We start from the raw sequence: 24,436 nt of genomic DNA on the forward strand, positions 1-24,436 counted from the left end.
CTTTTGTATGAGTTTTATAAGTTAATAAATTGATAGTTTGAAAATATAAATAAATTAAGCAAACAAATCAATAATTTTATCTTGCCACGATTCTCTATGAATAATACGCTTCTCGTGGAGGCCTTCATCTAGTAGTTCTGCCTTTGTTAATTGAGATAATTGCTTCCAATCATCTGACAAAACATAAGTGGCATTTCCGTATTCTGTGCTTTCTAAAACATATAAATCATTTTCAGGAAAACCAAAAATAAAATAACCCTTAAAACCTGATTGTCCAATTGCTACAAATTCAGGTTCAAAATTTTTAATTAAATCCAATCTATTTCTCAATACAGGTTGCTTGCCTTTAGGCTTAGTTTTTATAATTTCCTCTAATTTTGGCTGAACTTTTTCCCAAGGATATTTACCTTTTGGCAATACTTCCCAATTTAAACGTTTCAGTTTAGGAGGAGATATTTCATCTAATTCTTTTGTGAATACCTCACACCTACCAAAAATTTCTAACAACAAATTAATACCATCTTTTATATTATCGATATTTGTTTTTCTATATTCAAAAACATAATTAATTTTAATGAATTGAGTTGAATTAAAAACATAAGTTAACTCAAAAGATGATGGTTTTATAAAAGTACGTGGATATCTTTCATAAGGAACATCAACTATTTTTGAACGTTTAACTTTTTTATCACGACCTCTAAATTCTTCCCAATGCCATTCTCTTTGCATATAAGCAGTTTCCATTTCTCTATCTTTATGTTTAATATATTTACCTTCTGCATTATAGCTTGAAACTGGACCAATATCTGCATTTGGTAAAATTGTATCACCATTTGATATGTTTTTTGGAAAACCAATTTTTTCTAAATTGAAATTGTCATCTGGTTGTATTTTTACTCCAAGTATAAAATTAGCTCCTTCTGATAAAAAACCTAAATATTTAACTACATTATAAATTCTTGTTTTTGAAATTATCATATTTATCCTCCTGGTTTATTTATTCTTTAAGAAATTAAAAATTTATTTTACATGAGCCCAAAATTATATATATTTCAACCTACCACTCATCCATATCCTTTACTTCATCCAATAATTCATCTAGAATATCTATCATCATTTCCTGGTGGTCTTTGACTGCTTTCTGGAATTTATACCAGTGGGTGTCTTCATAATTATCATGGTCTGCCCATGTATAGTCTTTAAAAAATGCATCTTTCAAATTAAAATCCTGATAAAAAATTTCAATAGTTCTTTCTTCAGGATAATCTTCACATATTGCTTCATTAAACCATTTGAACTTATTGTAATCTGGGATTCTTTTTCCTGAGTAAATATCTTTAAGTGCTAATTCTTTATACTTATCAATTCTAAACTCTTTAGTATCTTCATTATAAATAATCTCTTCAATATCGGTAATTAATCTTTCTTTATTGCTTTTGTTTATTGAAGAATTAGTTTGATTTGATAATTTATCATAAAGATATGAGATTGCTTCTAAAAACCTCTTGTTGTTGTCTATTTCTGAATTAATTAAGCGATTATCTTCCCATACTAATCCAGGCCTATCAGGTTTATGTCCTGCATTAGCATGACATAAATTAAGAGGGTTTAAAAATGATTTTGAATTATATGAATCTGTAGTTCCGATAAAATTTTGGTGTGACCAGGTGTCAAGATAAGCATGAGCTGCAAGCCCTATTCTATATAGGTTGCCGGATTCTAATGCTTTATCTATCATTTGATTGGCATATATACTATTAGGGGTGGTTGTTAGAGTGGGGTATTCATCTTTGGTGATCTCTCTAGAGTATTGTTCAGCTTCACCAGGTATAAAGTGGAATAGTGAATAGATTCTTTGAAGTTTACCTTGAGGTTTAGTTATATTGAATGTTTGGCTAATATAATTTTCATAAGTAGTGTCTCCATTAATTTCAAAAGTAATATCATTGTCATCAACATATTGAGAGGAATAAGCGATTACATAAGCAGAATCTGGGTCAAATCCAGCAATAACAGACGTCAAATAAGTCACGTAATAGTGAAATTCAATATCCATTAATTTAACCTCCCAGGTTAGTTATTAACAGGCATTTTTAAATCTAATATATATAATGGACTTTCATTATATCTTTTTAGTACAAATCTTAGGGTTTCTTCAAAATCATACTCGGTTTCAGATATTAATAACTTTATAAACCCTTTATTATTTAATCTAACGTGACCATACTCTTCTCTTTTTTTGTCTGCAAACTCAAATGAATCTTCATCTGATTCTGAAGCTTCTAAAGTTTTTATAACTATTAATTTATTAGTTCTATCAAAACCAATTTTAATTGAATGAGGTTTGCCAAGTTTTTTTACTGCTGACTTGCTAAATGTTAATCCATAACTCGCTACTGATACCAATGGTGCTCCTAATTCTTTCGAATACCATTCAAAATTCAAATCTATATCTTTATTCTCTTCTTCTATATTATCATTTTGAGTTTTAATATTGTTTGATTTTTTATTATCTTTAGACATATCAACCACTCCTCACACTAATTTATAATGTCAATATAATCATAACACACGTTCGTTTAATTTGCAAATAGATTTAATTTATTGCTTTATCTTTATTATGTCACTTATATCTTTCATTATTGTGCCTTGCATGTTGTTTTATTGTAGAATTATAATGCTTTTAGGATGGTTATTATGTGGATGATGTTTTATTTAATTGAAATATATTGATTTCTGATAGGATTGTTTTTAGAGTTGTTTGTAAGATAGAATTCGGCATAGCCCCAAAAAGATAGATAAATGCCATAAAAATTATAATGAAATTTTCATTAAGATTTATTAGTTATAAAAGTTTTAAACATTTGTAATCTTTAATTATTAATTACTTCTTCATTCATTATTCATTTTAACTAAAAAACCTGAGTTGGATAAAAAGTCTCCAACTCAGGTTTTTTATATAATTATATTAAATAAATTATTATAAATTTTGATAAACATCTAAAATATCTTCTATATTTTTAAGACTGACTTGATCAGGAGAATAAAAGTGTAACCTATAAATAGGCCTAGAATTATGGTATTCAATTTCTTTTATCTGTTCTTCAGTTAAAACTTTTTTTACTGCTTTATGACCGAAAGGATCATTAAGCCAATCTATAAAAGGAGATTTTTTTGTTAAACCTTTTATAATTGTTGAACTTTCAACCCAAATCTTTTCTGTAATTTTAATATCTCTAGAAGAAGCACCAATCATTAACTTATAGTAATCAGATTCGACAACCCAGCCTTCTTCTGGATGATAATAAGCAAGTTCTTGATAATCAAGCTCTAATTCTAACCGTCCTTCTTCTCCTGGATCCAGCTCAATTTTTCCAAAACCTTTCAGTTCTTTTGGAGGTCTATCTAGGCGCGGTTTTTCTTGTGAAATATAAACTTGAACTATTTCTTTCCCTTTAAACAGACCAGTATTTTCAATTAAAACTTTAATTTTTAAGTTTTCTCCTTCTTCTAGATGATTTGGAACTTCCGCTTTTCTATAAGCAAACTCAGTATAAGAAAGCCCATAACCAAAGGGAAAAAGAACTTCCATTTTCTTTTTATCATAATAACGATACCCAATATATATTCCTTCTCCATAGCGTACGATCCCATTATTACCTGGGAAATTGAGATAAGAAGGGTTATCTTCTAATTTTAAAGGATAGCTTTCTGTTAGTTTTGCAGAAGGATTAACCTCTCCAGAAATAATATCTGCCAAAGCTAAAGCACCAGCTTGGCCTGGTAATCCCGCTTCAATAACTGCAGACACTTTATCAATCCATTCTCGTAAATCAACTGCTGAACCATTATTTAAAACAACTATAACATTTGAATTAATTTCTGTTAATTCTTTTATTAACTCATTTTGTTCTTTTGGTAATTTTATATTTTCACGATCATAGCCTTCAGCTTCTACCTTATCAGGTAAACCAGCATACACAATAACATAGTCTTTATTTTTAGCAGTGCTGAGTGCCTTTTGTTTTAAATTTTCATTTTCTTCTAGTTTATCATTAGACTTATAACCTTCTGCATAATCTACTTCCAATTGTTTATCAAATTTATCTTTTAAAGCCTTATAGTGAGTGTCCAATTTTGTAGGGTTAACCTGTGAACTTCCAATTCCCTGATAACGTATTTTCTTAGCTAATTCTCCAACTACTAACATTGATTTTGTATCATCTAATCTTTCTTTTGTCAGTGGTAGTAGTTTACCCTGGTTTTTAAGAAGGACTATTGTTTCACTAGCAATTTCTTTTGATAATTGATGATGTTTTTCTATAGGTAAATCAATATTTTCTTTTTTGGTAGACTGAGACTTTAAAATTAAATCTAATTGCCTTTTAATTGATTGATCAACTTTTTCTTTAATTAATTCACCACTTTCAACAGCATCTAAAATTTTTTGATCATTAATTGGTACTGAGCCAGGCATTTCTAGATCAAGACCAGCCTTTAATGCCTCGACTCTATTATGCACAGCCCGCCAATCAGAAACAACTAAGTTTTTATATCCCCATTCGTTCCTTAATATTTTTTTAAGTAAATAACTGCTCTCAGTCGCAAAATCACCATTAACCTGATTGTAAGCAGCCATTATTGTCCAGGGATTTGCTTTTTTTACTATTTTTTCGAACGCAGACAAATAAATTTCTCTTAAAGGTCTTTCATCTATCTGAGCATCAATCGAAAAGCGTTTATATTCTTGGTTGTTGGCAATATAATGTTTTAAGGAAGTACCTATCCCTTTTCTTTGAACTGTATTGATAAATTTTATTGCCAACTCAGCAGTTAAAAAAGGGTCCTCGGAAAAATATTCAAAATTTCTACCGCCAAGAGGTGAGCGCTTCATATTAATACCAGGTCCTAAAAGCACATCTACTCCAAGACATTTTGATTCTTCAGCAAGCGCCTCTGCAACTTTTTCAATTAAACTTAAGTCCCAACTTGCTGCCAAATTAACTGCTGTTGGAAAACAGGTAGCTTTTTTAGCTGGATCAGTATGATGTCGATCAACAACATTACGAACTCCATGCGGACCATCAACTAAAAATATTGCAGGAATACTCAGTCTTTCAATTGTTTCTGTCTGCCAAAAATCTCCACCTGAAAACATTGAAGCCTTTTCTTTTAAGGTAAGTTCTTCTAATATTTCAGTAATATTATTTTTCATAATTTTACCTCTTTTCATTTTCACTCATTTTAATTGTATAAAATAAATTTTTTTAATTAGTTCAAGTTCATTTTCAGGTTAAACACTTTCATATAATATGCTACTCAAAAAAATTAATATGTATATAATAAATTATCTTTTGACCCTTCCTGATGCCGGGCCGCTTGCAATTGCTTCAACTTCTTCAACAGACATATGATTAAAATCACCTGGTATTGATTGCTTTAATGCAGAAGCTGCTGCACCAAATTCAACTGTTTCCTGAAGACTTTTATCTGTTAACTGAGCATATATTAATGCACCTGCAAATGAATCTCCTCCACCTACACGATCTACTATATGAATATTATATTCTTTAGATTGCACAAATTTTTCACCATCATAAAGTACAACTATCCAGTCATTTAGTGAAGCATTATGGCTAATTCTTAGATGACTACCTACCATTTCTAAATCAAACTTATCAATTAATTGCTGAGCTACATCTTGATAGCCCTCTATATTGATTTCGCCAGAATCTACATCAGAGCCACTCTTTATTCCAAAGGTCATTTCAGCATCTTCTTCATTAGCTATACAGACGTCAACATATTGCATCACTTTAGTCATTACTTTTCTGGCTTCTTTCTGGGTCCATAATTTTGCTCTATAATTTAAATCACAACTTACCTTTACACCTAGTTCCTGTGCTTTCTTTACAGCTTCAATTGTAATTTCAGACATTCTAGGACTTAATGCCGGGGTAATTCCTGTTACATGAAACCAGTCAGTATCATCAAATATTTCATCCCAATTAAAATCATGAAAATCTGCTTCAGCAATTGCCGAATGAGCACGATCGTATATAACATTTGAGCCTCTCTGACTTGCTCCACTTTCACAATAATAGATACCTAATCTATCACCACCACGGGCTATATAGTTTGTGTTCACTCCATACCGTCTTACTTCATTTAGTGCTGACCGCCCAATTGGATTTTTGGGAAGTTTAGTAACAAAATATGAATCCAGGCCATAATTAGCCGCTGAAACTGCTACATTTGCTTCTCCACCACCATATATAACATTAAAGCTGTCGGCCTGAACAAATCTTTTGTTATCTGGCGGAGTTAAACGGAGCATAATCTCACCAAAAGTAACTAATTTTTTTGACATCTTATTTCCTCCTTTGTAATATTTTAATTATCTAATAGTAGATATTAGTTCTGCAAATTGTCTGGCATTTTCTTCTACTTTTTTATAATCTCCAGATTCTGCACCATTTACTATGGCGCTACCGGCTCCAACTGCAAAGCTTCCGGCTTCAAACCAATCTTTTGCATTATCAATATTAACGCCACCAGTCGTTAATAAGTTTGCCTGTTGTTATTATTATAAAATCAAACTATATTATTTTATTAATATAAAATTATCCTATTTATATTCTTTGTCACTAAATAAAACACTATGATCCTCTTCAATTTCTACAAAACCTTTACCTTCATTATTATTATAAAATTCATTTACATCGTTTATTACCTGTTCTGGGATGAATTCAACATCTTGATCCCAACGTTCACCTATCTCTGGTACAGCTTTAAATAACATTTTTGTATAAGGATGAATAGGGTTTTCATAAATCTTTTTAGTATTTCCTCTTTCTACCAAGCGACCTTTATACATAATCAGTGATTTATCAGAAACATAATATCCTAAATTTAAATCATGAGTAATAAAAACTACTGCCATTCCATGTTTTTTACATGATTCCACCAATAAGTTTAATACTCCAATTCTAGTTGAAGCATCTAACATACTTATTAATTCATCAGCAACTAATATATCAACATCCATTAATAAAGCACGTGCAATTAATAACCTTTGTAACTGACCTCCACTTAATTGGTGTGGAAATTTACCCAAAGTTCTATCAGGATTTAAATTTACATCATCTAAAGCTTCTTTAATAGCTTGAGATTTATTCTTATAATTCAAATCAAAAGAATCAAAAATCATATCAAATATTCTATCAACCCTATATAGAGGATTAAAAGTTGCAAAAGGATCTTGAAAAATTCCTTGAACTCTTCGATAATATTTTTTGACTTCAGCTTTATTATTGATTTCGGTGATATCTTTACCTTTGTATTTAATTTTTCCCTCAGATATCTTAATTAGTTTTAAAATTAACTTACCAACTGTTGTTTTACCGCTACCGCTTTCTCCAATTAAAGAAATTATTTCTCCTCGCTTTATATCAAAAGACACATCTTTAGCCGCAACTGTATATTCTGGATTAATAATGCCGCTTTTAAAAACTTTGGTTAAACCTTCTACTGTCATAACTACATCTTTATTTTTCTCCATTTAAATCACTTCCTAACTCTTTCCATCTCCAACAAGCAACAAAGTGATCTGCTGCTACAAATTCTCTTTTAGGTGTTTCTTTACATTCATCAATTTCATATGAACAACGTTTTCTAAATCTACAGCCTTCACCAATTTCAAGCAAATGAGGTGGCGTTCCTTTAATACCTGATAACCTATTGTCTTTATATTGAACTCCAACTTTAGGCAAAGAATCAATCAAAGCCCTTGTATACGGATGACATGGATTATCAATAATATCATCTGTTGGACCTATTTCTGCAAGATTTCCAGCATACATAATCATTATTCTATCAGCAATTTGATATAAAATAGATATATCGTGAGTTATGAAAATCGCTGATTTAATGATCTCTAAATCTCTTAAATTAGCAAGCATAGTTGCAACAAAACGTTGAGAGCTAACATCTAATGCAGAGGTGATTTCATCTGCAATTAAAAAGTCTGGATCTAAAATAGTAGATATTACCATTATTACTCTTTGTTTCATACCACCCGATAATTCAATAGAATAACGGTTTAATGTTGATTCATCCAAATTAACTAATTCAAATCTCTCTTTAACTTTATTTAAGAAATTCTTATCTGTTTTTACACCATGCTGTCTTGCTAAATCAAATATATATTGTTTTACTTTTTTTGTAGGACTAAAAGCATCTAAAGCATATTGCGGAATTAAAGAAATTGTGTTTAAACGTAGTTTTTTAAACTCTTTTTCTCTCATTTCCATGATTTTATTTCCTACTAAATCAACCTCTCCTGATATATATTTTAATGGTTTTTTCCTATAAATAAATGTGCTTGCAAGTGTGCTTTTACCACACCCAGATTCACCTGCCAAGCCCAGAATTTCCCCTTTTTTTAAATTAAAGGTAATATCATCAACAGCTTTTACTTTACCTTTCATGATGTCATAATAAGCTTTCAAATTTTTTACTTCTAGTACATTATCTTTCATAATCTACATCTCCCTCAACCGTGGATTAAATGCTGCATCTAGTCCAGTATTAATAAAATATAGTGCAGTAATAAAAATTGTTAAAATTAAACCTGGAATTATAGCCCACCACCACATACCAAGTTGAATTCCATTCCAAATTACTGCATTTTGCATTACAAGTCCTAAGGTAATTCCACGGGTAGGCCCAAGCCCTAAAAACTCAAGTTGAACAGTTGCAAGCATAGTTCCATTAACTTGTAAAATAAATACCATAAAAACATAAGAAAACATATTAGACGCTATATCTTCTCTTAATATTCTGCCTACACTAAGTGAAGAAACTTTAGATAAAGATACATATTCCTCATTTTTAAGTGATAATGTTTGAGATCTAACTGCTCTAGCCGTCCATGGCCAAGCTGTAATTGCAACAATTATTGCCATAGCAACTACTCCTCTTACTTCTAAAAAAGCTGCAATAACTATTAATAAAGCAAGTTGTGGTATAACAACAAATATATTGGTTAACATCATTAAAGTTTCATCAAAAATCGTTCCTCCAAAATAACCGGATAAAAAACCAACAATACAACCTATTAAAGTTGCAATTGTTCCAGCTATAGCACCTACTAATAATGTAGAGCGTAATCCATATACAGTTCTAGTAAAAACATCTCTTCCATCAATAGTAGTACCAAAATAATGATCACTAGATGGTGGTAGATAGCCCTCTCCTGCATATTCATTATATCCATACGGTGATATACTAGGTCCAAAGGCTGCTAATAAAAATACTAAAGCCACTAAAGTCAAACCAAAGATTACTTTTTTATTTGTCAAAGCATAATATAAATTTTCATGTCTAATCCAAAAGTCTTTAAACATCTATTATTCCTCCTCGGTAAATGAAAGCCTTACTCGTGGATCTATAAACATATATATAATATCCACTATAAAGTTTGCTATTAATACCATGACTATTATAGTCAAGAAAATACCCTGAATCAAAAAATAATCTTGAGATTGAACTCCATTTAACATCATACGGCCTAAACCAGGGTAATTAAATACTACCTGCACAGTTATAGCACCACCCACTATTCTTCCAATACGTAAAGCAAGACCTGTAACTTGAGGCAATACTCCGTTGCGAAATCCATATCTTCTAATCAATCTGTTTGAGGCACCTAAAGTCTCCATATATTTAGAATAATTAGAACTTGTTTCGTAAATTATCATATTTCTCATACCTATAGCCCATCCTCCAAGCTGGACTAAGAACATTGTAAAAAATGGCAAAAACCAGTGATGTAAAAAACTTAAAATAAAGCCTAAGTTTAAACCTGGAGTTTGCAAAGAACCATAAGGGCCACTAATAGGAAACAAGCCTAAAGATACCCCTAAGAAAAAAGCAACTAAACCAGCCATCCAAAAATATGGTGATGAAGCTAAAAAATAAAAAAATGGCATTGTAACATTATCTGCTCTTTTATTAGAACCTGAATATGCTCCTAGTTTATTACCGACTATCCAACTTAATATTATTGCTGGCATTAATACAGCTAAATCATACACAATTGCTCTTTTAATTATTTGCATTACTGGTGTCGGAAAATGAGTAATTGAAATACCAAAATCAAGAGTAAATATTGATCGCCAATATCCTAAGTACTGTCTCCATAAAGGCTGATCTAAGTTAAATAATAGTCTAAGCTGATTTTCAAGTATTTCTCTTCCACCTTCCATACCTGAAAACCGAGATAAAAGTGATTGAATTGGATCTCCAGGCATCATTCTAGGAATCAAAAAATTTATTGTTACAGCTAATACAAAAGTAATTGCATACATTAATATTTTCTTTCGTAAATATTTGCCCATTGGTTGAATTCCTTTCTATATATTAAGGCCCAATAATATTATTGGGCCTTAAATTATTATATTACCTTATTTCAAACTTATTGTGCCGGTTCAATACCAATTAATGTTTGAATCATTCCTATTTGGAATCCACTTACTCCACCGCTTACAGGAATGCCATAAGGATTATTTTCATTCGGCCAGTTAGTCCAATTATTTGTTGTAGCTTGCATCCACATTCCATTATGCCATAAAGGAACAGTAGGCATGTCCTGTAAAAGAATTGTCTGTATTTCTGTTGCTATTTCTTGTCTTTCATCTTCATCAAGTATTTTATTAAATCTTTCAATCATTTCAAATAATTCTGGATTATCATATGAACCATAATTACCTTGAGTTATTTGGTCGCCATGGATGTCACTGTTTGCAACTCCATTCCAATAATCAAAAGGTGAGGAAGTTATAGAAGTTTCGAAGTGAGCTAAAATCATATCAAAATCTCTATTAAACCTTTTATTATGGAATAATGAAGAGTCAGGAAAATCAGAAACAATATTTATTCCAACTTCTTCAGCATAATTAGTAATAACATTAACAGATTCCATCCAGTCAGTCCATCCACTTGGAACAGCTAGTTCTAGTTCAATATTATCACCATTAGGCATCTGTCTCCATCCATCTCCATTTTCATCAACATAACCTGCAGCATCTAAAATCTCTTTAGCTTTCTCGATGTCATATTCAAAACCATGCTCTTCTACAACTTCTTCATCAAGATAAGCACCCCAACCTCCACCAAATAAGCCAGTAGGGTTAGCTGCTTCTACTAATCCACCATAAACTCTTTCAACAATTGTATTTGGATTAACCATATATGCCATAGCTTTTCTAAATTCTACATCATCCATTGGTTCTGTTAAAGTATTCATATACAAGTTAACTGTATTCCAAGGGATCATATATGGTTCTTCTTCAAACCATGTTTGAAGGTCAAACTGTTCGATAATTCTTTGAATTCCTGGTAAGAAATTATGACTTAAATCCAACTCGCCTCTCATTAACATTCCCATTGTAACATTATTACTCTCACCTACAAGATCAACAATATTTTTTGGTGTTGGCTCGCCAAAAACTTCAATACCCCACCAATTATCATCTCTTTCCCAAACCATTCTATCTTGTTCAGAACTCCTATAAGTGTATGGACCAGTTCCAACTGGTTCTCTCATTGTTCTTGTTATTAATTCATCTGAAGGAACTTCACTCCAAATATGCTCTGGAATAATATAACGTTCATAAAGTTCTGAATCCCATAATGCATACTGTGGTTCATCAAAAGTAAATCTAACTGTTAAATCATCTTCAGCAACAACTGAATCCAGCATATCCCAAACTGGTGAATAATATAAGTCATTTTCTTTAGCTAATTCATAGGTGAAAACGACATCTTCAGCACTAAAATCTACTCCGTCTGACCAAGCAATACCTTCTCTAAATTCAACTAAATAGACGTCATCTTCAACCCACTCTCCACTTTTAGCAAGCCAGGGAGTAAATTCATCATTTAATGGGTGATATGAAAACATAGTTTCATATACTAAACCACCTGTGCCTCTTACACTATCTGGAATCAATATATTCCAGGTTGACGGCGGAGACCATAATGCTCCTGTCATAACTAATGTTTCTTCAGCTTCTAAAGGACCTAATTCAACAGTTTCTGAATGAACTTGTATCCCCAAAGTAATAAATAGTGCTAATGTTAAAATTAAAATTGATTTTAAATTTAATTTCATTAATTACACTCCTTTATATTTTTTTTAATTAAATCTAACAGGCTACCCTCCCTTCACTATTATTTATATTAGATTTACCTCAATTATAATAACCACTTAAAAGATTGAAGTAAATTAAAACATAATTAAATAACATTTCTAGTAAATGATTTTGCTTACCACTCATGAACACTACCATCAAGACTCTCAGCTACTGGTAGATAAGCTTTTTTATATGGAAACTTCTTTGCAGCCTCCTCATCAATATCACAGCCTAAACCAGGTCTATCCGGGATAGTCAAATAACCATCTTCAAATTTAGGCCCTCCCTTAAATACAGCAGACACCTCTTCTGGAAATTCAGCCAGTTCCTGAATCCCAAAATTCGAAACTGCATAATCTACATGTAAATTAGCCAGATGTGCAATTGGAGATATATCTGCCGGACCATGCCAAGCAGTCTTAAGATGAAAAGTCTCTGCCAGGGCCGCAAGTTTCATCGCCTCAGTTATTCCACCAATATGACTTAAATCACATCTAATATAATCAATTAACTGATTTTTAATAAGCGGTAATGCCTCCCACTTTGAATTAAAAAGTTCTCCCATGGCTAAAGGTATTGAAGTCTGATTACGGATCTGCTCAAATCCTGCTATATTTTCGGGTTTTAATAAATCCTCCAAAAAAAACAGATTATACTCTTCAAGCTCCTTAGCCAGTCTTATCGCCTCAGGAACCTGTAACCTTTCATGGGAATCATGAATCAGATGAACCTCATCGCCAATCTCTGCCCGCAAAAACTTAAATAACTCTGGAATAACCTTTAAGTATGGTTTAGAATCCCAGGTTTCCACAAATGGAAGTACCCTGGCATCATCTTCTACAGTTCCATATGTTCCATTCAGTCCAGGAATTGATACCTGAACCCTTAAAACTTTATAGCCCTCTGCAATCTTTTCTAAAGCATTTTCTTTAACTTCCTGAAATTTATCTCCTGAAACATGTGTATAACAGAGAACTTTTTCTCTGCTTCTACCACCTAACAATGAATAAACAGGTCTTGAACATCTTTTACCTTTTAAATCCCAGAGCGCCATATCTATTCCTGCCAGAGCAGTCATCAAAACCGGGCCGCCCCGCCAGTAAGCCCCTTTATATAAATACTGCCAGATATCTTCTATATTATCAGAATTCCTACCGATTAAAATTGGAGCTATATATTCCTCTATAGTTTCAGCAACTGTAAGCTCCCTCCCATTTAAAGTTGCATCACCAATACCATAAATACCTTCATCAGTCTCAATCTTAACGACTACATAATTACGACCAGGACTTGTCACTATTACCTTAATATTTTCTATTTTCATTTCATCACCTTCACTTTAATTTTAATTACAGTAAAACACTATAGAATAGTTGTAGGTTGTCCAACAAGTAAGCTTAAAAAATGTTTTGGTTGTAGGTTGTCCAACAAGCAAACTTATAAATAAATTGTTTTAGTTGTGATTTTATCAAAAAATTTATTAAATATTTAAATCTTTAGACCTTTCTCTATTATCTTCTTCTGATAACTTTACAGCTAAATCATGATCTTTATTTTTAATTGCAAAATAAAGTTTTTTATGTCCTTTAATACTTTTATCAAAATCACCATTCTTGTTCATTTCTTTTAAATGAGTTAATAAAATATCTTTTAGCCTTAACATAGTCTGGTATAATATTTTATTTTTAGATGCTTTAGCTATATTTAAATGAAAAGTATAATCCCATAAAGTATATTCTTTATAATCATTTTTATTTTCAATCATTTTATTTAATGAATACTCAATTTCTTCAATATCACTTTTGTTAGCTCGAATAGCAGCTAAACGAGCGTTTTCTTTTTCAATAATGCTTCTGAATTCCAAAACATCAATTATATCTTTTTCATTTAAAAATATAGTAGGTATTGCATTACTAATCAAATTACTATTTAAATCTTCTTTCAAAAATGTTCCCTCTCCTTGTTTTGTTACTACAATATTTAAACCTTTAAGTTTTTGGATTGCATTTCTTATTGTATTTCTACTAACATTATATGTTTCTGCCAATTCATTCTCAGAGGGTATTTTTTGGCCTGGTTCCCATTCTCTACTTACAATTTTTTCTTTCATTCTCTCATAGACTTCATCTACTAAATTCAATTTTTTAATTGCATTATCCATATAGTTTTCTCCTCTTTTGATATGGTTGTAGGTTGTCCTACAAGTTGATTTTATTATAAACCACAAAATTATAAAAGTCAAATATTTTTTTAAATTAAATTTTTTCTCTCTTTAACTATATATAATTGTATCTAGATTTATTAATATATTTCATCAAAACTTTTTTGTTTGAATTGAATCAAGTCCATATTTGTGTGTAAATTCCTCAGTCAGTAATAAAGTTAAGCAATAAAGCCAGTTTTAGCTTTTTTCTTTTGTTTTAGGAAATCATAATATTCTTCCATATCAAGATATTTTCTGCCAGTAGACCATTTTTCATCATGCTCTATCAACAAAGCTCCAATAAGTCTGATTGCAGAAGCCTCATTAGGATAAATGCGAATTACTCTATCACGGCGACGGATTTCTTCATTAAGTCTCTCTATACTGTTGGTAGTCCTGAGCCTTTTGCGATATTTCTCAGGTAAACCTATTACTGCCAGGATATCTTCAAAGCCTTCTTCTAGTAGGTCCATGGCTTTTGCAGCAGATCGTTCAAATTTTGCCAGAGTTTCTGCTAAAAGACGCCTGGCTTCATTAATATCTCTGGCATCATAAATGCTACGCAGATGGGCTTTTACTTCTGCTTTTAAGCGTTTAGGGGTTTTATCTAAAATATTTTTAGAGAAATGGGTCTGACATCTCTGCCAGGTTGCCCCCTGGAAATGTTTCTGAATAGCTTTAACCAGGCCTTTGTGGTTATCAGATACAACTAAATCAACATCAGCAAGACCTCTTTCCTGGAGATAACTAAAGAAGTCGCTCCAGCTTGTTTCAGATTCGCTGTTAGCCATTTGAAAACCGATGATCTCTCTATGACCTGATTCATTTATAACTTTTGCAATCAACAGTCCTTTAGAGCGGACACGTCCATTTTCTCTAACTTTAAGATAAATAGCATCAACAACTAAGAAGGGATAGTGTTTTTCAAGTTGGCGATTTTGAAAAGCCTTTACAATTGGATCTAGCTGCTTGCAAAGATTTGAAACAGTTGATTTAGAAAAGCTTTTACCACATAGTTCTTCAGTCACATTTTCAATTTTTCTGGTAGAAACTCCATTGATGACCATCTCGATCATCGTCAAAATGAGAGCCTGCTCACTTCGTTGATAACGCTGAAACATGGAAGTGCTAAACTCACCATTGCGATGTCTTGGAACCCTTAAGGTTATAGTACCTATGCGAGTCGTTAGATCCCGATCTCGGAAGCCATTTCTATATGCTGTCCGCTGTTCAGAGCGTTCATAAGGGGCTGCTCCTAGTTGTTCTGCTGATTGAGCAAGTAAAACCTGGTTTAGTATTTCTTCTAAAAGTTTTGTAAATGCCTGGTCTTTAGTTTCTTTTGGAAAAAGTTCGTGCAAAAGTTCGGTATTTAGTGTAATATTTAATTGAGCCATATGTTTTCTCTCCTCAGTTAAGTATTTGTTTGTCACTTATATTATAACCGAGGAAAGAGCATTTGGCTCGTATTATTTTCTTTTTACACCATTATATAGACTTAATCAAAGCCTAGTAATAAATTTGCTCTTTATTTACTTTTAACCTGAATAAAGGATGATCAACAATATGCCTCTAAACAACTGTATCACTTAAATATATTACTGAAGCTCTCATTCTCATGCTTTAGAAAAATATCTGTATTACCATTGGTTTATAATATATGATTCTAATTTAATTAAATCGTTATCTAAAAATGTCTGAACTCTGTCTGAAACTGTATCAAGAATAGTTTGAGTATCTGTGTCTTCATAATCATTTTTATTCAAAAACCCTTTTTTATAAATAGTAAACCACTTTTTACCCATTTTTCTATTTGCTTTATTAAATAATCTAGTATCTTGTTTTACTATTTTATTTATTTTTTCTCTAATTGAATCTTCTCCAGGTCCAATTAAAAACTTTAAATATAATTTATCTTCTCTGTTAACTAGTTCTAATAATAATATTCTTTTTGTAGTCGTCCATCCTTCTCCCTCTTTGGGTACAATATTATCTAATTTTTTAGTAATAAATCGTATATAGCTCTTACCAGAGTCATCCAAGATAAGATTGCTATTTTCCATTATCATTTTCTTAAGCTTTTCACTTATCTCTAAATTTATATCAGGTTTATATTGAAATATAAGATCAAGGGCTTGTTTATGTTTTTCATAAATATCTCTACAAATTTTTTCAATTTCCGAATTACCCACAATATACCTCCTTAAAATTGTTTTATATTGATTAATAAAATTAATGGTAGTTTGATTTAAAGTATTTTTTCGATACTTAAGAATCATATTTAATAGCTTTAATATTGAATGATAACTATAAATATACCAATTTTCTTCATCACTTGGTGTTTCACCTTCTCTCGTCAAATAAACAAATAATTTATTATAATCTTTAAACTCTTTATCAACAATATTATAATAACGTTTCAGTTGATTATCATGTTCACCGCTATCAATTTTATTTTCAATAATAATTACTAATTTATTTTTCCTTGAAAGAAGAAAAATATCTATCCGGCTCCATTCTCTCCTTACTTCTATATCATCAAAGTCTATAATTTCAATATCAAAAAAATTTATGTTAGTATTTATAGAGTGTCTATAACGTGAAAAAATATCTTTTAGAAAAGATCTCAAAAAGAAATCATTTAAACCATGATTAGCTCGAGGATTGAATAACCAAGACAAAATATTACTATGTCGATTTTCATTTTTTTCAACTTTAAGAATCTCAAAAATATTTGGTTGTAACAAAATTGAATCAATTTTGTAAAAGTCTTCATTATCCAATAAAAATTGCTCTAATGATAACAGTTTATCTTCCAAAGCTTAACACCTCTCTTATTTTACATGCCGGTTAAATTTCTATAGTTTATGAACTTTAATTTAATCACACTTAATAAGTGAGATTAGATAAAAAAACTAATCTACTAGATCCTCCAATTTTTTATTATCCCCATAATATTAAGTTTTAAACTGTTAATTCATCTTTGTATAACATCTTAACTTTCAATTAGATAATTCAAGAAATCGGCAGATTGTCCTGCATAAAATAGGAATTTTATAATTAAAAAATATCACCGACAGTAAATTGCCGGTGAGTAGATTATTCATGAAATTTTGATTGACATTTAAATATATTAATAGTAAGATATAATAGATATATAGATTTCCGGCATGTAAAGCCCTTCATCACAGGGGCTTTTGCCTTTTATAGGTATTTAAATAAAAAACAACTTGGTTATATTATTTATAATATAATCCTAAAGTTTAATCTTACCTGGATTATTCACCCATCCAATTGATGCTACTTTAAATTCTCCTAAATCCTGAAACATATCTTTTAATATAATTAATTATAAAAGCTTTTTTTAAGATTTAAGTCTGAAATAATATTTATGCTTTTATAGACTTAATATATTTTTCAAAAAATTTAGTATAATCTATTTATTTGAGCTATTAAATGATATAATATAGTTAATTATATTTTTATTTATTGTAAATTATGATCCTTTTCGTTTGAAGCTGGTAAGGTTTTAGTAAATATAAATTTGCTTTCTCCATAGGCTCTTAACTTTGAAATCAGGTTGATTCAGATATTATAAACTGATTAACAAAAGTTAATTTAAAGAAAGGAGGCGAATATGATGGTGGTTTATGTTCTGAAGTATGATATTCACCCGGATAAAACGGACGAATTTCCAGAGTGGGGTCAATCGGCTATTAAACGTACCCTTGCAGTTCCAGGAGTTAAAGAGTTTCGTGCATATCGGACAACTGTAGGTAGTAATCAGATTGTTTGCACCTATGAATTTGAGGATATGGCTTCTTTCTCTAGCTGGGCAGAAAGTGAAGAATGCAGAAAAGTTAACGAAGAAACCTATGCCATGGGTATAAACTTGACCAGTGAGTTGTGGGGCCCGTCACAGGCTGCGCCTGAACCTATCAGGCCAAATGAATAGTAGATAATTTTTAACTTTAGCCCTGAAGGAAATTTCTTTAGGGCTAATCCGTTCTGGTTTAAGAGCATACATATAGATAATAACTCAAGAAATTCTCGGAAATATCCCTTTTTTAAAATTACTACATAATAAAAACACCCTCTCACAGGGTGTTTTAGTTTCTGGTATGAATTATTCTATAAATATTTTAACTTAAAAATAAATTTTATTTGGTTTTCGGTTATAGTATCTATAATATAATTGCTATAAATGTGATCCTGCCTGGGTTAGTCACTCATCCAAAAGAAACAAATATTTTTTGATTTTTCGATATTGTTTTTCTGATCTGTTAGGCCTAAAAGATAGTCTGTACTGCAATTAAAATAATCAGCTATTTTGATTAATGTTTCCAGTTTTGGTTCTCTGCGGCCATGTTCATACCTTGAAAGTGATGCTTCTTTAATGCTTCCTAAATCCTGGGACATCTCTTTTAAGGTTATACCTTTTTTCTTTCTCAGATAAGCCAGTCTATTTGATAACTTATTCATTAATCTGCTTATAGGCTTCTAATCCGAGATAGATATAATCACTAAATGGTGATTTACCTACCATGTAACTAACAAGATCTGACTTACTTGCATGATCAGGCTTATCTGAAAAACTTGCAAACATATCTTCAATATCTTCAATATCTTTAATACCTTCACTACCAAATTCATTTAATTTATGATTAATTTCTCTTCCTGTTAACATGAATGATTGCATGATTTTTAGTTCTTCATAATCTAAATCCATCAAATAGTTACTTAGTTCTAAAGTCGACGGGTTTACTGGCATAATTTCTTCTAACTCAGTCTGCCCTGTGGAAATTCTTTCATCTGTTGATTTTTCTTCACACTCTTTAGAAATTAACATTGCGTTCTCTACTATGGGTCTCATTTTTTCAAATTTGTTTTTATTCATTATTGACCTCCAAATATTTAATTTTATTTACCAACATTATACTATAAAACAACCAGGCACCATAAAACTGGTGTCGTTTATTAATAAATCCTATTTTTCGGGAAAGCTCTCCCATTGACAGATCTGCTTCTTCTCTTAATTGATTTAATCTTATTGAAAACTAGCTCAAATTGATCACCTATATTATAGTTCTAGATTTTTTATTCCTTCTAATGTGTTAATAGCTTTATTAATTTCTTCTAGATTGATTTCATTATTTTCAATTTTATAATTTAGCTTATATATTTGATCTGTCCTACCTAAAAGATAATCTGCACTGCAGTTAAAATAATCAGCAATTTTTATTATTAGATCCATTTTGGGTTCTCTTCTACCATTTTCATATCTTGAAATACTTGCTTCTTTAACAACAGCTAATTCTTCTGATAGTTCTTTAAGTGTAATACCTTTAATTTTCCTTAAATATGCCAGTCTTTCCGGGAACTTATTCATTTTAATTGGCCGTTAGTTCGCTGGCGCAGATTTTGCAGACTGTTTTGCCGGCGAATTCAACTGTCTTATCCTGATTTTCTTCTTTGGTGCCACAGAGGGTGCAGGCTGGATAATACTTCTGGATGACGACCATACCTTTATCTACAAAAATTTCGATTTGATCCTGTGTTTTATAATCATTACTGGTTCTTATTTCCTTTGGGATGCCTATTCTTCCCAGATTATCTATCTTTCTGACTAATCCTGTTGCTCTCATTTTAATTAACTCCTTTTATTTACCCTATTTAATATTTTTTAAATCTTCGATACATGACTTGCAGACAAGCTTATCTTTGAATAATTTGTGGGTTTTATAATCTCCACAAAGATGACAGCCTGTATTATATTTTTGTAATATTAGTCTATCTCCATCTGAATAAAATTCCATGGGATCTTTTATTTCCAGTCCTAATGTCTTTCTTAGTTCTATTGGAAGAACTACTCTGCCTAAATCATCAATATTTCTTACGATACCAGTGGATTTCATTTTATTACCTCCATTTTAATATATTTAACAACTCTTCTAATTTAATCACATTCGAATATTATTTGCAAGGGTTTTTTCTGGTTTTGTGAATTTTTTTTTAAAATATTTTTCCTACTGTTATTTTTACTGGCTGATCTCTAGTTGAGCAGCCTGACATATTTTATATTGTCGATTTTTTCGACTATTATATTGCTGGCGTTGTTGATGTGCTGACAGATCTGTCTGGCTGTCCAGTTGTATTCTTCCTGTAAGCTTTCTTTAAGTCTGGACCTTTCTATTTTTCCTCCCTCTGCCCTTATATGATTTTCAAATATCTCCTTTTTATATGCTATTCCTGTTTTTTTGGTTACGGCAGGCAATATCCTTGGTTCCTTGTAGAAATTGAATTTATGGCTATATTCCTGCTTTAAACGGCTATAGAGATGGCCAGGTGAGATAACGTTTTGAAAGTCTCTGCTATACTTATATTTATTATAATATCTGGCGATATCGACTTCCTGCATTGTTTTAAGATCTGTTTCCAGCTCAATTCCAATCTTTTCAATTAAACTAAATTTGATAGAATCATTATCGACATGAATATATTTAAAGGGACTTAGCTTGATTAAGTTCTCCGGGTATTTATAGATTGTGGATAGATATGATTCCTTTGTATGGCTGAGCCGTTTTGAATCATTAAATTCTTTGAAATAGTTGACAAAGCGGTTAAACTGGTCTTCATTTTGAAAATTAATTCCATCAGGGAAGAAATTTTTTATGATTACCTGCAGAATTGTAGATTTAAAGATGCCATAAAAGATATATCCATCGATATAGGTCAGCTTCTTAAAGGAGCTAAAGAAATCTCTTGCTTTATCTTTATTGACACCAGGGGTTCTAATATTTTTTATAAGATCAATTAGATGAACCTGGTCTCCTTCCAGTTGTATTATTGCTTTAATTGCTTTAAAGAGGTTGTCTTTTGGATAGATAGAGATAAATTTATCGCCGATTAGATTTACTTTATCTTCTTTGCTGACAAGACTATTAAAGAGCCGGACTTTTTTCTTTAGGATTTCCGGAGAAATCTGACCCTGGCTATTTTCAGAATTAATTAATCTTAAATCACTGATATGAATTAACTCGAAATCTTTCAGGAGTCTGTTGAGTTTGATTATGAAATCAAATCGCTCTGCTTCAGGTTTTATAGCGGCTATAGAGGATCTTACTATCTGCTGAACCCTTACAGGGGTGATATTATATTGCTTACCTAATTCCTTATATGTCTTATTTTCTATGATCTTTTCTGTGATTATTTCAAGGTTTCTTTCAGATATTAAATCAGAGATTGTTTCTTTAAAGCTTTCTTTAAAGCTTTCTTTAAAACTTTTCATTTTGATATTTTTAATCATTTTCTTTTCTCCTTTTTAATGGCTCCAGTTGATGGGATTTTGGAGGAACCATTTAAATTTTTATTTATTATTTTAGGCCATTTTTGCTCTATTTTTTCTGGCAAGTTCTACTTCCATTTTGTCTTTAAAGAGTTGAATCTCTGGATACCAGTAAAGTGGAATATAGCCGACTCCTTTGGTTCGGCCTTTAGCTATTATTAGTTCTGCTTCCTGAACTTTATTAAACCTCTGGGCTTCTGTCTCCTGTTTGTAATCCTTCCTCCAGAGCATGCAGACTTCGTCCGCAACTTCCTCAATGGAGCCAGATCCCTTGAGATGACGGGGAGCTGGCTTGCCATCTACTGTTCGGTTGAGCTGGGATAAAAGGATAACCGGGATTTCTAATTCTCCTGCCAGTTCTCTTAAAGTGGTGACTGTATGGCCAATTGCATTGGCCTGGTTTTCAGTATCGATATGATGGATAAACTGGAGATAATCGACTACCAGTAAATCCAGGCCGAAGCGGTTTTTAGCTCTGATTGCCTGGGACCTGATGTCTGAGACTGTGAGTCCTCTTTTGTCGCTGATATAGAGGGGATAATCTCCTAGCTCTGTGGCTGTGTCCATTATTTTTTTAAGCTGCTCATCTGAGATCTTTCTCTGATAATCTGAGGCCTTGATCTCTGAGTGGGTGACTATCAGGCGGTCAGCAAGTTCTTTAGCTGTCATCTCCAGGGTGATATAGAGTGTCTTATTACCGGCGGCAACAGAATTATAGGTTACATTTAGAGCGAATGCCGTCTTTCCCATAGATGTCTGACCGGCCAGGACTGTTAGATGGCCTGGCTCCAGACTGCCGAAGGTATGATCCAGACTTAAAAAACCTGTCTTGATACCTTTATCTCTATCAGAATCATTTAGTATCAGGTTATCCAGGGATAGTTCTATTGCCTCAGCAAAGGTTTTAATATTGGAGCTGCCCTGATGATTATCGGTGTATTTGAAAATTATTTCAACTGCTTTAGAGCGAAATTCACTGGCCGATAGATTGTTATCTATCAGGCTGTGGAGTTCTCCAGCAGCCTGTTTAATCTGTCGTTTTGCAAAGTTATCTTTCACCTTCTCTATGAGGCCATGCAATTCTGAAGGCATGCAGAATCTGCTATCCAGAAAATCTTCTGGTAGGCCGACTTCCTGGATAAGCCTGGTTCTGCTGATTGGCCTGCCGCTTATATAGAATTCTTCAAGCCAGTTGAAGATTTTAATACAGGTTGGGTCGGTCAGGTATTCTGGCTTGATTTCTATCATCATATCTGAGAGGGTATTGTGCTCATTTGTATGGTCGCAGAGGCAGACCATTATCATTGATTTTTCAATGTTTTTGTAATCTTCCAGGCTATTGTTGTATGTTTTCATTAGTTATCAGCTGCTTTCTTTTTGTTTGCTTCTTGATTATAGATTGCTTCCACTTCTCGGGCTGTTTCAGGGTCCAGCTCTCTTGTATTATTTCTGGCCTGATCTAACCGGGTTGATCTGGTTTGAGTCTGTGTTTCTCTTTTTGCTTTTGAGTGGAATTTGGCTTTATCATCGCCTTCTAAATAATCAAGCCAGAACTCTCCAGGGCCTAGATAGGTGCTTGGATGTTTGATATATTGCATTGGCTGACCTGTATCTCTACAATGCCTTTTGAAATTTTTGGCCGAGGCAGTCAGATCTTCTGTTCTGATTTTTTCTCTGAAAACTAGCTTTTCCCAGCAGTTATAGGCCTTTTTCTTGCTTTCTTTTTTCGGGTATTGTTCCCAGAATTCTAGAAATTGGACTGGATATTTAAAATGGGGGCTGGATTTATCTCTGGTTGCTTTAATGATCTCTCGCCCCTGAGAGTCTGTTAAGATTTTTTTAGTTGTTTTTGAATCTTTTCCTGATGCAGTCGTCGATGCAATCGACATATCTTTTAAAGACTGAGTATTAATCAAGTGCGTATTCTTATCCGGACATTTCAGGTCATCGGGAATGTCATCTTCTTGCAGTTGAGATTCCCCGATTGCACTTCCATGACATTCTTCAAATTCTTCATAATCATTGAGAATATAGATGTTTGAATCATCAAATCTATAGATAATATCAATTAAGCCGAATTCTTGAAGTTCAATGAGCCAGCGTCTGACTGTTCTCGGTTTCACTCCCATTAGTTTAGCCAGTTTTTCCTGGGCTGGAAAGCAGTAACTTTGATCCCAGCAGTAACTTTCCAGAATAATATAAAGGAGTTTATGGCTCGGTTTTAAGAGATGGTTTCTGAGTAATGAATTTCTTACCATGGTAAATCCTTTTGGGTTTTCGTTAATGGTTTTAATAATTATCAATCCTTCCAATAAGTGGTTTTGTAATAAGATTCACTTGCAATAACAAAAATTTTTGCTGACTTATTCTGATAATTTCAGAAAAACTTTATAATTATATCTGTTAGCGCCAGCTTTAATAACAGTATTTTGTTTTTTTTATAAAGTTTCAGATGAATATAAATATAATCATGATTATTTAATTTACAAAAACAAGTATAAATTAATTTTTTAATCCTGTCAAGAGAAATTTAAAACTTTTTTGAAAAATAATTATTTTTTTAATTTAAAGGTCTTGTATTCTGGTTGAAACGGTGTTATAATTAATTGAGGTTGTTGGTATTGCAAGGATTATAGCACTTATCAGAAACTCTTTATTTTTAGAAAGCCAGTGCTTTAAACTGCTAAATTAAGG

The 24,436-nt window shown here is 31.9% G+C and carries 23 protein-coding genes; 1 reads left to right on the top strand and 22 read right to left on the bottom strand.

Going from position 1 to position 24,436, the window contains the following annotated elements; genetic code table 11:
* Positions 1–54: 54 nt before the first annotated feature.
* From I0Q91_RS03865 to I0Q91_RS03930, 14 genes are all read right to left on the bottom strand, one after another.
* Positions 55–978: a hypothetical protein gene (locus I0Q91_RS03865; protein WP_270452989.1), complete on the bottom strand. Its 924-nt coding sequence runs from the start codon at positions 976–978 to the stop codon at positions 55–57.
* A 79-nt stretch (positions 979–1,057) separates the two neighbouring features.
* Positions 1,058–2,056, bottom strand: coding sequence for a DUF6765 family protein (locus tag I0Q91_RS03870; RefSeq protein ID WP_270452990.1), 999 nt, complete (start codon positions 2,054–2,056; stop codon positions 1,058–1,060).
* A 17-nt stretch (positions 2,057–2,073) separates the two neighbouring features.
* On the bottom strand, positions 2,074–2,523 hold the full coding sequence (locus tag I0Q91_RS03875; protein ID WP_270452992.1) for a hypothetical protein: 450 nt from the start codon (positions 2,521–2,523) through the stop codon (positions 2,074–2,076).
* A gap of 457 nt (positions 2,524–2,980) precedes the next feature.
* Positions 2,981–5,215: a beta-glucosidase gene (locus tag I0Q91_RS03880; RefSeq protein WP_270452994.1), complete on the bottom strand. Its 2,235-nt coding sequence runs from the start codon at positions 5,213–5,215 to the stop codon at positions 2,981–2,983.
* Positions 5,216–5,347: 132 nt separating this feature from the next.
* Complete coding sequence (locus I0Q91_RS03885; protein ID WP_270452995.1) at positions 5,348–6,370, bottom strand: sugar kinase; 1,023 nt, start codon at positions 6,368–6,370, stop codon at positions 5,348–5,350.
* Positions 6,371–6,628: 258 nt separating this feature from the next.
* Positions 6,629–7,561 carry an ABC transporter ATP-binding protein gene (locus I0Q91_RS03890; protein WP_270452996.1) on the bottom strand — a complete coding sequence of 311 codons (933 nt, stop codon included), beginning with the start codon at positions 7,559–7,561 and terminating at the stop codon, positions 6,629–6,631.
* Positions 7,548–8,540 (bottom strand): ABC transporter ATP-binding protein, encoded by a 993-nt coding sequence (locus tag I0Q91_RS03895; protein WP_270452997.1) that lies wholly within the window; start codon positions 8,538–8,540, stop codon positions 7,548–7,550. The genes I0Q91_RS03890 and I0Q91_RS03895 overlap by 14 nt, the downstream gene beginning before the upstream one ends.
* A 3-nt stretch (positions 8,541–8,543) precedes the next feature.
* Positions 8,544–9,407 (bottom strand): ABC transporter permease, encoded by an 864-nt coding sequence (locus I0Q91_RS03900; RefSeq protein ID WP_270452999.1) that lies wholly within the window; start codon positions 9,405–9,407, stop codon positions 8,544–8,546.
* A gap of 3 nt (positions 9,408–9,410) precedes the next feature.
* Complete coding sequence (locus tag I0Q91_RS03905; RefSeq protein ID WP_270453001.1) at positions 9,411–10,400, bottom strand: ABC transporter permease; 990 nt, start codon at positions 10,398–10,400, stop codon at positions 9,411–9,413.
* Between the two features lie 77 nt (positions 10,401–10,477).
* A complete protein-coding gene (locus I0Q91_RS03910; RefSeq protein ID WP_270453002.1) occupies positions 10,478–12,175 on the bottom strand; it encodes an ABC transporter substrate-binding protein in 1,698 nt (565 codons plus the stop codon).
* A gap of 155 nt (positions 12,176–12,330) precedes the next feature.
* Entirely contained in the window at positions 12,331–13,521 is a 1,191-nt protein-coding gene (locus I0Q91_RS03915; protein ID WP_270453003.1) for a D-galactonate dehydratase family protein, read from the bottom strand.
* A 156-nt stretch (positions 13,522–13,677) separates the two neighbouring features.
* A complete protein-coding gene (locus I0Q91_RS03920; protein WP_270453005.1) occupies positions 13,678–14,358 on the bottom strand; it encodes a FadR/GntR family transcriptional regulator in 681 nt (226 codons plus the stop codon).
* A gap of 221 nt (positions 14,359–14,579) precedes the next feature.
* Positions 14,580–15,794: an IS256 family transposase gene (locus I0Q91_RS03925; RefSeq protein ID WP_270453006.1), complete on the bottom strand. Its 1,215-nt coding sequence runs from the start codon at positions 15,792–15,794 to the stop codon at positions 14,580–14,582.
* Positions 15,795–16,037: 243 nt separating this feature from the next.
* Positions 16,038–17,216 carry a PDDEXK-like family protein gene (locus tag I0Q91_RS03930; RefSeq protein ID WP_270453007.1) on the bottom strand — a complete coding sequence of 393 codons (1,179 nt, stop codon included), beginning with the start codon at positions 17,214–17,216 and terminating at the stop codon, positions 16,038–16,040.
* 821 nt (positions 17,217–18,037) lie between these two features.
* Here I0Q91_RS03930 and I0Q91_RS03935 point away from each other — a divergent pair.
* Positions 18,038–18,352 carry an antibiotic biosynthesis monooxygenase gene (locus I0Q91_RS03935; RefSeq protein ID WP_270453008.1) on the top strand — a complete coding sequence of 105 codons (315 nt, stop codon included), beginning with the start codon at positions 18,038–18,040 and terminating at the stop codon, positions 18,350–18,352.
* A gap of 266 nt (positions 18,353–18,618) precedes the next feature.
* Here I0Q91_RS03935 and I0Q91_RS03940 read toward each other — a convergent pair whose 3' ends face one another.
* From I0Q91_RS03940 to I0Q91_RS03975, 8 genes are all read right to left on the bottom strand, one after another.
* A complete protein-coding gene (locus tag I0Q91_RS03940) occupies positions 18,619–18,879 on the bottom strand; it encodes a helix-turn-helix domain-containing protein (RefSeq protein WP_270453009.1) in 261 nt (86 codons plus the stop codon).
* A complete protein-coding gene (locus I0Q91_RS03945) occupies positions 18,872–19,246 on the bottom strand; it encodes a hypothetical protein (protein ID WP_270453010.1) in 375 nt (124 codons plus the stop codon). The genes I0Q91_RS03940 and I0Q91_RS03945 overlap by 8 nt, the downstream gene beginning before the upstream one ends.
* Before the next feature lie 231 nt (positions 19,247–19,477).
* Positions 19,478–19,786: a helix-turn-helix domain-containing protein gene (locus I0Q91_RS03950; RefSeq protein ID WP_270453011.1), complete on the bottom strand. Its 309-nt coding sequence runs from the start codon at positions 19,784–19,786 to the stop codon at positions 19,478–19,480.
* A 1-nt stretch (position 19,787) separates the two neighbouring features.
* The gene (locus I0Q91_RS03955; protein ID WP_270453012.1) at positions 19,788–20,042 is read right to left on the bottom strand and encodes an AbrB/MazE/SpoVT family DNA-binding domain-containing protein; all 255 of its coding nucleotides are present in this window, start codon (positions 20,040–20,042) and stop codon (positions 19,788–19,790) included.
* Positions 20,043–20,066: 24 nt separating this feature from the next.
* A complete protein-coding gene (locus I0Q91_RS03960; RefSeq protein ID WP_270453013.1) occupies positions 20,067–20,312 on the bottom strand; it encodes an AbrB/MazE/SpoVT family DNA-binding domain-containing protein in 246 nt (81 codons plus the stop codon).
* 137 nt (positions 20,313–20,449) lie between these two features.
* Positions 20,450–21,703: an RNA polymerase sigma factor sigma-70 region 4 domain-containing protein gene (locus I0Q91_RS03965; RefSeq protein ID WP_270453014.1), complete on the bottom strand. Its 1,254-nt coding sequence runs from the start codon at positions 21,701–21,703 to the stop codon at positions 20,450–20,452.
* 72 nt (positions 21,704–21,775) lie between these two features.
* Positions 21,776–23,098: a replicative DNA helicase gene (locus I0Q91_RS03970; RefSeq protein ID WP_270453015.1), complete on the bottom strand. Its 1,323-nt coding sequence runs from the start codon at positions 23,096–23,098 to the stop codon at positions 21,776–21,778.
* On the bottom strand, positions 23,098–24,000 hold the full coding sequence (locus I0Q91_RS03975; RefSeq protein ID WP_270453016.1) for a helix-turn-helix domain-containing protein: 903 nt from the start codon (positions 23,998–24,000) through the stop codon (positions 23,098–23,100). The genes I0Q91_RS03970 and I0Q91_RS03975 overlap by 1 nt, the downstream gene beginning before the upstream one ends.
* Positions 24,001–24,436: the final 436 nt, after the last annotated feature.

Source organism: Halonatronomonas betaini (assembly GCF_015666175.1).
In the GTDB taxonomy this organism is placed as follows: domain Bacteria; phylum Bacillota; class Halanaerobiia; order Halanaerobiales; family Halarsenatibacteraceae; genus Halonatronomonas; species Halonatronomonas betaini.